Source organism: Asticcacaulis machinosus (assembly GCF_028550435.1).
Classification (GTDB): domain Bacteria; phylum Pseudomonadota; class Alphaproteobacteria; order Caulobacterales; family Caulobacteraceae; genus Asticcacaulis; species Asticcacaulis machinosus.
Genome location: NZ_JAQQKV010000003.1, coordinates 70,343 through 84,504, shown reverse-complemented (window position 1 = coordinate 84,504; position 14,162 = coordinate 70,343). Strand labels below are relative to the sequence as shown.

Annotated in this window: 10 protein-coding genes; 9 read left to right on the top strand and 1 reads right to left on the bottom strand. The window is 58.1% G+C overall.

Annotated features, from left to right (window positions below; all coding sequences use genetic code 11):
- Window positions 1-22: 22 nt before the first annotated feature.
- Window positions 23-1,849, top strand: a complete 1,827-nt coding sequence (locus PQU98_RS13920; protein WP_272745817.1) for an ABC-F family ATP-binding cassette domain-containing protein — start codon at window positions 23-25, stop codon at window positions 1,847-1,849.
- Here the strand turns inward: PQU98_RS13920 and PQU98_RS13915 are convergent.
- Window positions 1,846-2,610 (bottom strand): LytTR family DNA-binding domain-containing protein, encoded by a 765-nt coding sequence (locus PQU98_RS13915; protein ID WP_272745563.1) that lies wholly within the window; start codon window positions 2,608-2,610, stop codon window positions 1,846-1,848. The two genes, PQU98_RS13920 and PQU98_RS13915, sit on opposite strands and share 4 nt — an antisense overlap.
- A 99-nt stretch (window positions 2,611-2,709) precedes the next feature.
- Between PQU98_RS13915 and PQU98_RS13910 the strand changes: the two genes are divergently transcribed.
- The 8 genes from PQU98_RS13910 to PQU98_RS13875 all read left to right on the top strand — a co-directional run bounded on the left by PQU98_RS13910 (window position 2,710) and on the right by PQU98_RS13875 (window position 14,161).
- On the top strand, window positions 2,710-3,243 hold the full coding sequence (locus PQU98_RS13910; protein ID WP_272745562.1) for a nuclear transport factor 2 family protein: 534 nt from the start codon (window positions 2,710-2,712) through the stop codon (window positions 3,241-3,243).
- 349 nt (window positions 3,244-3,592) lie between these two features.
- Complete coding sequence (locus tag PQU98_RS13905; RefSeq protein WP_272745561.1) at window positions 3,593-4,354, top strand: FCD domain-containing protein; 762 nt, start codon at window positions 3,593-3,595, stop codon at window positions 4,352-4,354.
- A gap of 484 nt (window positions 4,355-4,838) precedes the next feature.
- On the top strand, window positions 4,839-7,502 hold the full coding sequence (locus tag PQU98_RS13900; RefSeq protein ID WP_272745560.1) for a TonB-dependent receptor: 2,664 nt from the start codon (window positions 4,839-4,841) through the stop codon (window positions 7,500-7,502).
- Between the two features lie 147 nt (window positions 7,503-7,649).
- Window positions 7,650-9,944: an alpha-N-acetylglucosaminidase gene (locus PQU98_RS13895; protein WP_272745559.1), complete on the top strand. Its 2,295-nt coding sequence runs from the start codon at window positions 7,650-7,652 to the stop codon at window positions 9,942-9,944.
- Complete coding sequence (locus tag PQU98_RS13890) at window positions 9,944-11,062, top strand: acyltransferase family protein (protein WP_272745558.1); 1,119 nt, start codon at window positions 9,944-9,946, stop codon at window positions 11,060-11,062. The genes PQU98_RS13895 and PQU98_RS13890 overlap by 1 nt, the downstream gene beginning before the upstream one ends.
- Before the next feature lie 11 nt (window positions 11,063-11,073).
- Window positions 11,074-12,354: a sugar MFS transporter gene (locus tag PQU98_RS13885; RefSeq protein ID WP_272745557.1), complete on the top strand. Its 1,281-nt coding sequence runs from the start codon at window positions 11,074-11,076 to the stop codon at window positions 12,352-12,354.
- Window positions 12,355-12,432: 78 nt separating this feature from the next.
- On the top strand, window positions 12,433-13,356 hold the full coding sequence (locus tag PQU98_RS13880; RefSeq protein ID WP_272745556.1) for a glucosamine kinase nucleotide-binding domain-containing protein: 924 nt from the start codon (window positions 12,433-12,435) through the stop codon (window positions 13,354-13,356).
- Between the two features lie 4 nt (window positions 13,357-13,360).
- On the top strand, window positions 13,361-14,161 hold the full coding sequence (locus PQU98_RS13875) for a GntR family transcriptional regulator (protein ID WP_272745555.1): 801 nt from the start codon (window positions 13,361-13,363) through the stop codon (window positions 14,159-14,161).
- Window position 14,162 lies beyond the last annotated feature (1 nt).

The window sequence follows — 14,162 nt, the reverse complement described above, 5'->3', positions numbered from 1 at the left end:
GCGGGATAGTACACGCTGGCGCATGGCCAAAACACCCAGCACCAAAGCCCCCCTGCTCGCCCTCAAAGACATCCGCCTGATGGATGGCTCCCACCCGTTATTTGACGGGGTTGACATAGCACTTGAGCGCAATGTCCGCGCCTGTCTGGTCGGGAAAAACGGCGCGGGTAAATCCACGCTGATGCGCCTGATGGCCGGTCTGATTGAGGCCGATTCCGGCGAGCGCATCGTCATGAACGGCATGAAGTACGCGTTCGTGCTTCAGGAACCGGAGCCGGTCGGTGAGACCCTGCTGGATTGGCTGACCTCAGCCGGCGCGGAACATTATACCGCCGAAGCCGAGCTTTATGCCTTTGGCCTTGATCCGCAAAAGCAGACGGCGGGACTTTCGGGGGGCGAAAAGCGCCGCGCCGCTCTGGCCAAGGCGTTTGCCGAAGAGCCCGACCTGATCTTCCTCGATGAGCCGACCAACCACCTCGATATTTTTGCGATTGAAACCCTCGAAGACCGTATCAGGTCGTTCCGCGGCGCGGTTTTAGTGGTAAGCCACGACCGGACATTTTTGGAACGCGTCACACAGCGCTGCTACTGGCTCTATAACCGCAAGGTGCGTCAGCTTGATGCGGGCTATTCGTCGTTTGAAGCCTGGTCCGATCAGGTCATGAAGGACGATGAAGAATCCCTCAACCGCCTGCAAAAGGCGATTGAGCGCGAAACCAAGACTTTTTATTCGTCGATTACCGCCCGCCGTACTCGCAACGAAGGCCGTGCCGCCCGCCTCAACGCCATGCGCGCCGATGCGTCTGCGCGCCTGCTGCAACGCTCCAAGACCATGGAAATGTCGATCGATTCCGGCGGCACATCGGGCAAGCTGGTCGCCGAACTCAAAGGGGTATCTAAATCCTTTGGCGATAAGGTGTTGCTCAACGATTTTTCGACCCGCATCATGCGCGGTGACCGCCTGGCTATCGTCGGCCCCAATGGCGCGGGTAAGTCCACCCTGATCAAGTTACTGTTGGGACAGGAACCGGCCAATAGCGGCGAAATCAAACTTGGTACCGCGCTTGAGGTCGCCTATCTCGATCAGGGCCGCGACGCGCTCAAGGGCGATGAAACCCTGTGGGACATGCTGGCGAATTCAGGCTCGGATCAGATTTTGGTGCAGGGTCAGCCCAAGCACGTCGCCGCCTACGCCAAGGATTTCCTGTTCCGCGACAATCAGTTGCGTCAGCCGGTTAAGTCCCTGTCGGGCGGGGAACGCAACCGCCTGCAACTGGCGCGGGCTCTGGCCAAATCGACCAATCTGCTGGTGCTCGATGAACCGACCAACGATCTGGATATGGACACGCTCGACCTGCTTGAGGACATGCTGGCCGACTTTGACGGCACGCTGATCCTCGTGTCCCACGACCGGGATTTCATCGACCGGCTGGCGACCTCGACCTTAGCGCTCAACGGACGCGGCGGGGCAGTTGAAACGCCCGGCGGCTGGCAGGATTTCCTGAGACAAAATCCGGATTTCTTTAGTGAGATCAGCTCGAAATCGCGTGAAAAAACCACGGGCAAGACCTTTACGCCTGCGCCGACGGTAGCCCCCGCAAAAACGGCCACCAAAAAACTGAGCTATAAGGATCAAAAGCGCCTTGATGACCTGACCGCCTTCATGCCGAAATGGGAGGCGGAAATCAAAGCGCTTGAGGCGGTGCTGGCCGACCCTGACCTCTATGCCAAAAACCCGAAAAAGTTCGATGCCACTATGATCACGCTCGGCCGGATCAAGGCTGATCTGGAAGCCGGTGAAATGGAATGGCTGGGCCTTGAGGAAATGCGTGAAGCGTTAAAGGGCTAACCCTTCAGGGCCTTACGCACAGCCTCAAGTTTTGCGCGCGCCACCGGGACTTCCACCCCGTCCGTCAGCACCAGCACATAATCGCGTCCACGTCGCTCCATCCGCTCCACGCTGTCATACGCCACCCACCACGACCTGTGCACCACCTCTCCGCCGCGCAGACCACGGACATAGCCGCGCAAACCGCCACGAATAAAGCGTTTTGCGCTGTCTGTGTGGATCTCAAGATAATGGTCATGGACGCGAACATAGCGCACAGTGGCCGTTTCAGTCCCGACGGGCACGGGTTTTAAAGGCTGGTGTCCAGACTGCGACACGCCACGCGGCATGAGCCATAATATCACCCCGCCCACCACCCAAACCGGCGGCGCCACAAACCCCATGAACGGCCAGATCGGATCAGGTGCCTTCGGCAAAAGCGGCGTATATTTCAGGCCATGCAGTTCTGCCGCTATCAACGGCACCACCGCCATCAGCACCACAGAACCTGTCAGCCATAACGGCCATCTGGGCGCAAATCGTATCCCCAAGGCCATCAATCCCGTGACCTGACCGACCAGCAAACTCGCCACCGTCCCCCACAGCAACAGCCGGTGCCCCACCCATAGATCGCGCGTACCATAGGCCCCGCTCACGGTCATGATAGCCGCCAGAACGCAGACACAAACCATTATAAACCGCCCTGTCCGGTGCGGCCCCGACAGGGGGGCTGGCTTTAAGTCCGGTGCCTTGAACGGACCACTGGCGACAATGGCGGACATCTGACGACCCTTTTGTTTTCAGTGCATTACAACCGTGGCACAGGCGCCAGCGGGCCTCATGTACCGGCCCGACTTAACCGCAAAACAACGGAGAAAACAATGCCCTTGAAACCCCTTTTGATCGCCGCTTTGGCCCTGAGCCTCGCCTTGCCCGTGATCAGTGCGCACGCACAAACGTCCGCCAGCGCCCCGCAGGTTATACCGCCGTTTCGCAGCTTTGCCTGCACCCCGGACGACCTAAGCCGCCTGAACACTACGGTCGAACATTTCAAAAAGGTCTGGGGCGCTCAGGATACGTCTGCGGTTATAGCCATGCACGCGCCGGATACAGAATGGATCAACGCCTACGGGCGTCAGTTTCAGGATGCCGCAGAACTGGGAAAATTCCTGCAAACACGGCTGTTTCCAATGTTTGAGACATCCGTCTCTGAACGCGAAGCCGCCGGTATCCGCCCGATTTCCTACCGTTGCCTGGGGCAAACGGCGGCCGTCATCCACCTCTATACCGAAGGCCCCAGAGGCCCGTCCCGCATTGCGGGCGAGACGCTTCGGCGTACCCATATGCACTTCGTGTTGGAAAACCGCGCTGATGGCTGGCAGATCGTGCATACCGCTATCATGGATGTTCGCTAAACCGGTCAGCTACCGTCTGAAAGCTTTAGGCAGCATTCCGCACCGACGTGATCATCGGCTGAAAGAGGCACAGATACGGCCCCGCCATCCCTCTATGGCGAGGTCGGCGGCGTCTTCAAAAAGACCTGAACGGGGCCGGACACGCAAAGACCCCGAAAAAGTTCGATGCCACTATGGTCACGCTCGACCGCCTGAAAAGCGATCTTGAGGCCGGTGAAATGGAATGGCTGGGCTTAGAGGAAATGCGTGAAGCGTTAAAGGCATAATATCCTCTAAATTATTGACCAATTTCCAAAACACCCCTTAATTGGATGACAAGTCCAATTTTCACAACAGGGTATTAGCCACTATGGCGACTTCAGATGGCGGGTTTGACTGGATCGACGCCGAGAAGGATGTGCGGGCCTATCAGGTCGTGGGCAAATCCTTGCTGGAGCGCATTCGTGCCGGTGAGTTCCGCACCGCGGGCAAACTGCCGCCGGAACGCGAACTGGCCGAGGCCTACAGCGTCGGCCGGGCAGTTATCCGCGACGCTCTGGTCATGCTGGAGGTCAAGGGACTGGTGCAGTCGCGGCAGGGGTCGGGGATCTATATCACCCGCCGTGCATACGAAGTTGAAACCAGTGATGCCGCCACTCCTGAAGCCGGAATCGCCGCCAGTCTGCTGGGGCCAGCCAACCCGGTTGATTTGCTGGAGGCTCAGCAATGGCTGGAAAGCCATATGGCGCAAATCGCCGCCAGCAAGATCACCGATAAGGACATAGCCCTGATCGAGCAGGCCTATGACGACTATGCTCAGGCTCATCTGCGTGAAGCCCGTGAACGGCTGGATATGGTCTTTCACCTGGCGATTGCCCGCGCCACCCAGAACGCCGAATTTACCGGCATGGTCAGCCATTTGTGGCATCGGCGGGACAATAATCCGCAGTGGCGGGCTTTGAGCGCGCGGATTACGGACACTGTAAGGCGCGATCAAACCGCCCCGGATCACCGCAAAATTGTCGATGCCCTGCGAAGACGCGATTCAGGTGGCGCCTTCTTTGCCATGTGGCAGCTTTTTGAGCATGTCAAAAACGCTGCACTCGCCACAGGCGATGATACCTCTTTGTGATTTACAGCTCATACAGGGGCGTAAATACAGATATCCGGAACAATACCAAATCGGTTTCGGCATACCCAAAATTGGTAGACCAATTTACCGAATGCCAATTGGCGGAACAAAAAGCGCCGCTCGCGCCTTAGCAAAGTTACAAAAAAAGCACACATCCCGACCAATTAAACCTTGAACCACCTCTTCGCAAATTAGATTGCCACCAATCAAATAATTGTTTTTATTTAATAATTTAAAAATACGCTCGTTTAGACATGCCAGAGGCCTGAAAATTGGCTGACAAAAAAAGTTCAGAATACCGACATAAAAATTGACAGGCCAATTTTTGCCGCCATAGTCTTAATCCAGCAATTGGCTTTCCAATCTTCGCAAATGGTATGGACGGCCCGTTGCCCGCGCAGCTCAAAATTCATGATGTCGAGTGACGGGACAGGTCTGCCTCCGCGTGAGCAGTCATGCCCGGACATCCAAAGGGGATAAATCTATGACGTTCAAACACTATGCCTTAGTGAGTACCGCCCTGACCGGGCTACTGATGGCCTCCGTGGCCACAGCTCAGGACCAAACCGCCACCACCTCATCCGCAGACGCGCCGGTCGAAGAAGTGGTTGTCACCGGCTTTCGCAAGAGCCTGGCCTCGGCCCTGAAAGCCAAGCAGAATGACATCCGCGTCACCGATGGCATCTCGTCCGAAGACATCGGCAAGTTCCCGTCTGAGAACATCGCCGAGGCCATTCAGCGTATTCCCGGCGTTCAGATATCCAACATCAATGGTCGTGGATCGACCATCAGCGTACGCGGGCTTGGTCCGCAATATTCGGCCACAACCATCAACGGTCAAACCTTCAAAAGCGCTGACTTTACCGACGGCTTTCGCTATGACGTCATCCAGACCGAACTGGCATCCGGTATTCAGGTTATCAAATCCCCCACCGCCGATATGGACGCAGGCGGTCTTGCCGGGACCATCAATATCGATACGACCCGCCCGCTGGATGTGAAGGGCCGCAAGCTGGTCATCTCGGCCAAGGGTCAAAAATCACAAAACGCCGAAGGGGATATCAAGCCCAAGGTCGGCATCAACTACATTGATCAGTTCGCTGGCGGCAAGCTGGGCCTGTCTCTGGGCGGCAGCTATCAGGAACTCGAAGACCGCGGTGACTATTTCTGGATGGACCGCTGGACAGTCACCAGCGCCGGTGTTTACACCCCCGCCCGCCCGCGCTTTCGCCGCATCGAGCGTGAGAGTGAGCGCCTGACGCTGAATGCCGGTGTGCAATATAAGCCGACTGACAGCCTGGCTCTGGATTTTTCAGCGATCTACGCCAAGGATGATACCTTTCAGGATCTGAACCAGCAGGTATTCCTGTTCACCAGCCCCTCCGCCGCCAATGTCGTGACCAATGAGGTCTCAGGCAATACGGCGACCAAGGTTACGGTCTCAAACTACAGACTTGAAAATAACCACCAGATCGAAAACCGCGAACTGACTACCGAAGCCTATACCGGCAGCTTTAAATATACCGGGTTTGAAGACTGGCTGCTGAAGGGCACCCTGCACTATACGCACGGACGTTCGATCTTTAACGAAGCGGCCGCCATTCTGGGGGTCAATATCGGCTCATCAGTATTTGACATGAGCGATCCGGAAAATATCATTTTCACCGTCTCCAACGATCTGAATGACGCCGCCCTTTATAATCCGGCCACCCTGTTCCGCAACACCTATCCGGTCGGCGCCTACCGCACCACAGACACGGACGAAACGGCCTATCAGTTCGATGCCAAGCGTTACCTCGACTGGGGCATCGTCACCTCGGTCGATATGGGCATCAAAAGCCGCGAAGAAACCCTGTACCGCAATGTCTACCGCATAGACCGGATGAGCAATGTGCCCGCCGCCAGCGCCTCTAATCTGGCGAATGACAGTGTTACGGTCGATAGCTTCCTTGATGGCGAGATGTCGATCCCGCGCGGCTGGATATCTGCGGATATGCAGGCCTACATGGCCGCTCAGGTGGCAGAGGGCGTCACCGTTCCGAAAGCCTTTGATCCGCAGGGCAGCTTCCGCGTCGAGCGCGAAGTGAAGTCAGTCTATGTCATGGCCAACCTCAAGGGCGAAGTCTTTGGCAGTGAGTTCCGCGGTAATGTCGGCCTGCGCAATGAAATGACCGACCAGACGGTGTTCGGCAATATCGCCTCCAGCGCCAACAACCCCATCAACTCCAATGTCAGGCTGGCGCTCGGCACCTATGAGACGCCGAAAAAATACTCAAACGTCCTGCCGTCGGCGAACTTTACCTTTGATCTGGCTGAAAACCTGCTGCTGAGGGTCGCGGCCGCCGAAGTTCTGGTGCGCCCGATCCTTGACTCCTCTAACCCGCTGGCCACCACCGTCAGCACCAGCGTCGATTCCACCGGCACGACCAACTACGCTATCAGCCTGGGGCAAGGCGACCTTGATCCGCTCACGGCCGAACAACTGGATATCGGTCTTGAATGGTATTACGGCACGGGCAATGGTTTGAGCCTGTCGGCCTTTCAGAAGAAGGTCAAGAACGGCACCTACTCATCCTCTGTCTGCCCGGCGTCCTATGAGGGGGTAACTCTGTCGCGCGACTCCAGCGGGGTCTGTAACGGCAGCAATGGCGCGGTCTACACCATCACCCAAACCCTTAATGATCCGTCGATCGTCACCATCGAAGGCTTTGAGGTCAACTGGCAGCAGTCCTTTGATATGTTCCTGCCGATCGACGGCTTTGGGGTGATGACCAACTATACCCATGTGACACCTTCAAGCTCAAAGACGGGCTTCAAGCTGGCCAACCTGTCGGAAAACACCGCCAATGTCACCGGCTACTGGGAAAACTCGACCTTCAGCGCCCGCGTCTCAGCCAACTATCGCAGTGAGTTTGACCAGACCAGCGTTGAAAGCTTCTTCTCAGGCCCGCTGGGTCACACGGTCGAAGCCCGCACTCAGGTCGATGTCAATCTGGGCTACACGATCAACGACAAGCTGAGCCTGTCGTTTGCCGCTATGAACATCAACAAGGCGCAGGAAAAAGCCTATCTGCTGAACAAAGACCGCTGGCAGATGACGTCGGTCACTGGCCCCAGCTACTACCTGTCGTTCCAATATAAAATGTAAGCTTAAACTGATATAAAGGCGGGGTTATCTCCCTCCCCCTGTGCCCCGCCTTTACGGGTGCGAGACCAGAACCCTGTTCCCTCACAGTGATTTTTGGTCTCGCACCTTTCTCTCCTATCTAAGCGTTCCGACTGCGAAAAGGTTATCATGTCCGGTATTTCACGTCGCCAAGCCCTGATGCAATCATTGGCCGTCGCCGCCTTTGCTGCGGCGCCCGCCTTTGCGGCTGAGGACACAACCGCCGCTGCCCGCGCCGTGCTGAACCGACTTATTGGCAGACGCGCCAAGGACATAAAACTTAACCTGACCGGCGGGTCAGACAGCTATTTTTCCGTTAAATCTGCCAAAGGCACCGTGGCGATCGAAGGCTCATCGCCGGTGGCTCTGACCCGTGGCGCCTATGCTTACCTGACCTCAATCGGTGCGGCGAATGTGAGCTGGGAAGGCGAGCGCGTCGCTCTGCCCGCCACCCTGCCCGCCGCCGATACGGGCAAAGTGACGACACCCTTCGCCCACCGCGTCTATATGAACACCTGTACATTTGGTTACACAACCCCGTTCTGGGGTTGGGCGCGCTGGCAGAAAGAACTCGACTGGATGGCCCTGCACGGCATCGACATGCCGCTGGCTATGGAAGGTCAGGAGTTTGTCTGGCAATCGCTGTGGCGTGAGCTGGGTCTGAATGACGCTGAACTGGGCGATTATTTCTCAGGGCCAGCGTTTACGCCCTGGCACCGCATGGGCAATATCGAAGGCTATATGGCGCCTATCCCTCAAATGTGGATCGAAAAGAAGCGCGCCCTTCAGGTCAAGCTGCTGAAATCAATGCGCGGTCTGGGCATGACACCGATCCTGCCGGCCTTTGGCGGCTATGTCCCCAAGGCCTTTGCGCAAAAGCACCCGGAGGCCCGCATCTATCCCATGCGGCCGTGGGAAGGCTTTCATGAAACCTACTGGCTCGATCCGGCCGATCCTTTGTTTGCCGTGATCGCCAGGCGCTTTATCGAACTTTATACGGCGACTTACGGCGAAGGTCAGTACTATCTGGCCGACAGCTTCAATGAGATGTTGCCGCCGATTTCCAAAGACGGCTCGGACCTGAAAAACGCCAAATACGGCGACGGTACGGCCAACACCAAGGAAACCGAAACCGTCGTCGATCCGGCGCTGAAATCTGAGCGACTGGCCGCCTATGGTCAGGCGATTTACGACTCTATCCGCGGCGCTAACCCTGAAGCCGTCTGGGTCATGCAGGGCTGGTTGTTCGGGGCCGATAAGCATTTCTGGTCAGCGGATGCCATCGGCGCATTCTTAAGCAAGGTGCCAGACGATAAACTGATGATCCTGGATATCGGCAATGACCGCTATCCGGGTGTGTGGCAAACGACTGACGCCTTTCAGGGCAAGCCGTGGATCTATGGCTATGTCCATAATTACGGGGCGTCGAACCCGGTCTATGCTGATCTTGATTTTTATAAGTCCGATATCGGCGGGCTGAACGGCAATCCGAAAACCGGCGCGCTTAAGGGCTTTGGCATGTTCCCCGAAGGTCTGCATAACAATTCGATCGCCTATGAGTATTGTTACGATGCGGCTTGGGGCATAGGGGGGGGCGGCGGCAAGGGTTCCGTCGACGACTGGATCGCGACCTATCTCAAAGGACGCTATGGCCGCACCACGCCTGCGCTTTTGAGCGCATGGGGTGATTACCGCAGGTCAGTCTACACCACCAAATACTGGACACCGCGCTGGTGGAACAAGGCGGCAGGGGCCTATATGGTTTTCAAACGCCCGCAGGCCGCTATCACCAGCTTTGAGGGCCATCCCGGCGACCGCGCCTTGCTGCATAAGGCCGTGACCGAATTTTTGTCGCTCAAAGGCTTTGAAGGCTCACCGCTTTATCGCCATGATGTCATTGATGCCGTCCGCCATCTGGCCTCGGAAGAGATCGACTACATCCTGATGGCGGCCATCACCGACTACCAGAAGGGCGACCTTGCCGCCGGTGATGCCAAACGCGCCAAATTCACCGACCTGATGGTCATGGTCGATAGCCTGCTGGGGGATCAGCCCGACACCCTGTCGAGCTGGATCGATGAGGCCCGCGCTTACGGCGATACCAAACCGGAATCCGATTACTACGTCCTCAATGCCAAGGCGCAGGTCACCGTTTGGGGCGGGCTTGGCAATCTCAACGACTACGCCTCCAAGGCCTGGCAGGGGATGTATAAGGATTTCTACCTGCCGCGCTGGACCAAGCTTTTGGCCGCCGTCCGCCACAGTGCCGTCACCGGCAAGGCTTTCGATCAGGCGGCCTTTACCCGCGACATCACCGCGTGGGAGCAGGCGTGGGTTAAGACCAACGCGACCTTTACCCGCCGCCGCCCTAAGGACGCCTTTGCCTTGTCGCGTCAGATCCTTGCCCGCCTGAGTGAAGCGTGATGGACCGGCTGCGCTTTACCGCTCTGGATGTGTTTCGCGGCCTGACCGTCTGCGTGATGATCGTCGTCAATACGTCGGGCGCGGGCGCGGAGCCGTTCTATCAGCTTCAGCATGCCCAGTGGTTTGGCTTTACCCTGGCCGATCTGGTGTTCCCGTCGTTCCTGTTTGCGGTTGGCAATTCGATGGCGTTCGCGTCGCGCCGTACCCTGCCCAATGATCAGTTTTTGCTTAAGGTCGCCAAACGCACGGCCCTGATTTTTCTGCTCGGCTACCTGATGTACTGGTTCCCGTTCGTGCACCAACTGCCCGACGGGTCGTGGGCGTTTAATGACATAGGCCAGACCCGCATCATGGGCGTGCTGCAACGCATTGCGCTCTGTTATGGCGCGGCAGCACTGGCCGCCCGTTACCTGCCGGTCAAGGGCATCATCGCCCTGTGTGCCGCGCTTTTGTTCGGTTATTGGGGCGCGTTGATGGCGTTCGGGCCTGCCGGTGAGCCACTCAGCATGGTCGGCAATATTGGCGCCCAGATCGACCGCGCCGTCCTCGGACTTGATCACATGTATCGCGGCGGGGCCAAGGGCTATGAACCCGAAGGGCTGTTTTCGACCCTGCCCGCCATCGTCAATGTGCTGGCCGGATATCTGGCAGGCCTTGTGATCGTAAAGGCCGCTGACCACAGAACCGCGGTCTCCAAGATGCTGGTCGCGGGTGTGGCCATAGTCGCCGCGGGCCTGATCTGGAGCCTGTTCTTTCCACTATCCAAGCGCATCTGGACGTCATCGTTCGTGCTTTTGACCGTCGGTATCGACTGCCTGATACTGGCGGCCCTGATCACCTATACCGAGATTCAGAAACTCAATTTTGGCGTGAAGTTTTTCGAGATTTTCGGCAAGAATCCGCTCGTTATCTATCTGTTTTCGGAACTGCTGGTCATCAGTTTGCAAACCTTCACCACGTCAGGTGGCACCAAGCTTTACGACTGGGTGGGCATCCACCTGTTTCAGGTGATCCTGCCCGGCGCCATCGGCTCACTGGTCTGCGCCATAGTCTACATGCTCGTCTGCTGGCTGCTCGGCTGGTGGATGGATCGTAAAAACATCATCATTAAGCTTTAGGGGATCAATCCATGTCGCTACCGCCTGAAAGTCAGAAATCCCCTTTACTCGCCATGAGTATCATCGGCGGCATGTTCTTTATCTTCGGCTTTGTCACCTGGCTGAACGGCCCGCTGATCACCTTTGTGCAACTGGCCTTTACCCTGTCAGATGTCGAAGCCTTTCTGGTGGTGACGGTCTTTTACATGTCCTACTTCTTCCTGGCCTTGCCGTCCGCGGCGATCCTTAAAAAGACCGGCATGAAAAAAGGCATGGCACTGGGGCTTCTGGTCATGGCCATAGGGGCTGCGATCTTCGGACAACTGGCAACCATGCGCATATTCGAAGGGGCGCTGACCGGCCTGTTTATCATTGGCGCGGGTCTGGCCCTGCTGCAAACGGCGTCTAACCCCTATATCTCCATCCTTGGTCCCATCGACTCCGCCGCCCAACGCATCGCCTTCATGGGCATCTGTAACAAGATCGCTGGCATCCTCGCCCCCATCGTCGTCGGCGGTCTGGTGCTCAATGGCGTCGGTGAATTTGCAGCCCAGGTCGAAGCCGCCACCGATCCCGCTGCCCGTGAAGCCCTGCTCGATGCCTTTGCCCAAAAGATCCACCTGCCCTATCTCGGTATGGCCGCTTTGCTGGCCGTACTGGCCTTTGCCGTCGCCAAATCGCCCCTGCCCGAAATCAGTGATCAGGCCAATGAAAGTGCGGCGTCCGACACGACAGGCAAGAGCATCTTCGCCTTTCCGCAACTGTGGCTCGGCTTCATCGCCCTGTTTTGTTATGTCGGGGTCGAAGTCATGGCCGGTGACGCCATCGGCACCTATGGCGCAGCCTTTGGTATCCCGCTTGATATCACCAAATACTTCACCTCCTTCACTCTGGTCGGCATGCTGATCGGCTATGTCGTCGGCCTGATCATCATCCCGCGCTTTATCTCTCAGGAACGCTATCTGGCGATCTCGGCGGTCTTAGGCGTTGCGTTCTGCCTGGGGGCCTATCTGACCCACGGTCTGGTCTCGGTCGGCTTTGTGGCAGCCCTCGGCTTTGCCAATGCTATGATGTGGCCGGCGATTTTCCCGCTCGGCATCAAGGGGCTGGGTAAGTTCACCGAAACCGGCTCAGCCATCCTGATCATGGGGATTGCGGGCGGCGCCGTCCTGCCGCAACTGTTCGCCCATTTCAAAGGCAGCTTTGATTTTCAGGCCGTCTTTGCCGTCATCATGATCCCCGCCTATCTCTACATTCTGGTCTTTGCCCTGTTTGCCATCACACAGAGCGCCAAAGCCAAAACCGCCGTTTAATTTTGCCGCGCATCTTATCCGAAAACCGCTTCACACTTTTCGGGATGCACTCGTAGTCCTCTTATCGCGTTAGATTTCATGCAAGACCTTGCCCCCCCTCCTCTCTATTACATCGGCATCGACGGTGGCGGCACCCGCTGCCGGGCGCGTCTCAAGACCCGCGCGGGCCAGACCCTCAGCGAAGGCTATGGCGGCGCCAGCAATATCCGTCTGGGCCTTGGTCTGGTCTGGAGCAATATCATGGCTGCGGTCGATGAAGCCCTGGCTCAGGCGCAGCTTACCCATGCCGATCTGCCCGACATCCACATCGGTCTGGGTCTGGCGGGGATTTCGTCGCCCACTGGCGCGCAGGTCACCATCGATTCCGGCCCCAATTTCGGCGCCATCCGCGCCTCCAGCGACGCCCATGCCGCGTGCCTTGGCGCCTTTTCGGGCAAGGACGGCGCGATCCTGATTTCCGGTACGGGCTCAGCGGGCTATATCTTTAACAATGGCATCGGGCGCGGCATCGGCGGCTGGGGCTTTGAAGTCGGCGATGACGGATCCGCCGCTGGGCTTGGTCGTGAGGCCCTGCGCGCGGCTCTGCGCGGCTATGATAAGATCGCCCCGTCCACCGAATTCACGCAGGAAATCATCGCCTCCTTCGGGGGCCATGCCGCCGATGTCATCGCCTTTGTCGATACCGCGACCCCCAGCGATTACGGCGCTCTGGCCCCGCTGATCATGAGTTATGCCGAACAGGGCGATCCGGTCGCCGTCGGTCTGGTCAAAACCGTGGCCAGCGAGATCGGTCTTTACCTGCAACGCCTGCACGCTCTGGGCGCGGCCAAGATCGCCCTCGTCGGCGGCCTGTCCGAGCCGATCCGGCCGTGGCTGTCGGGGCGTGACGCCGCCCTCCTCAGTGAGCCCGAAAGCGATGCCGTCGAAGGCGCGTTGCTGTTAGCCCAAGGGGCAGGAACCGGGCTTAGTGGTGGCTTGGGTTCCCCCCGTGTTCCGGCATAATCCCATGATCCATCACACCCCCGCCGCCAAGTTACAGGTCGCCCGTCCGGCCTTCGCCCATCAGATCGGCACGCTGAGCAAGGACGATCCGACCCCGCTCTATCAGCAGCTTCAGAAACTGCTGCGCACCGCCATCCACAGCCAGATCATCACCGCGTCCGAAGCCATCCCGCCTGAGCGCGATCTGGCCGATGATTTCGATGTGTCGCGTATCACGGTGCGTAAAGCCATTGACGGTCTGGTGTCCGAAGGCTTGCTGGTTCGCCGTCAGGGCTCCGGCACCTATGTCGCCAGCCGCTTTGAGAAAAGCCTGTCGCGCCTGTCGTCCTTTTCTGAGGACATGATTTCGCGCGGGCGCAAGCCCCATTCGGAGTGGATCAGCAAGACCCACGGCGTCGTCACCCCCGAAGAATCCCTGTCGCTCGGCCTGTCTCCGGGATCACAGGTTTGCCGGTTTCAGCGTTTGCGCTATGCCGATGCCGCGATCATGGCGCTGGAATATACCACCCTGCCCGCCTTTGCCCTGCCGACCCTCGATGAGGTCGGGGATTCGCTCTATGAAGCGCTGAGCCGCACCGGCCATCGTCCGGTGCGCGCCCTGCAGCGTCTGCGCGCCGTCGCCCTGACCGGCGAACAGGCCGACCGCCTTCAGGTGCCCGCCGGCACCCCCGGTCTGTTTATCGAACGGCGCGGGTTTCTGGCCGATGGCCTGACCTGCGAACTGAACCACTCCTATTACCGCGGCGACGCCTATGACGTGATCGCCGAAGTCAATGAACTGGGCAATCTGACCTACGGGTTCTGAT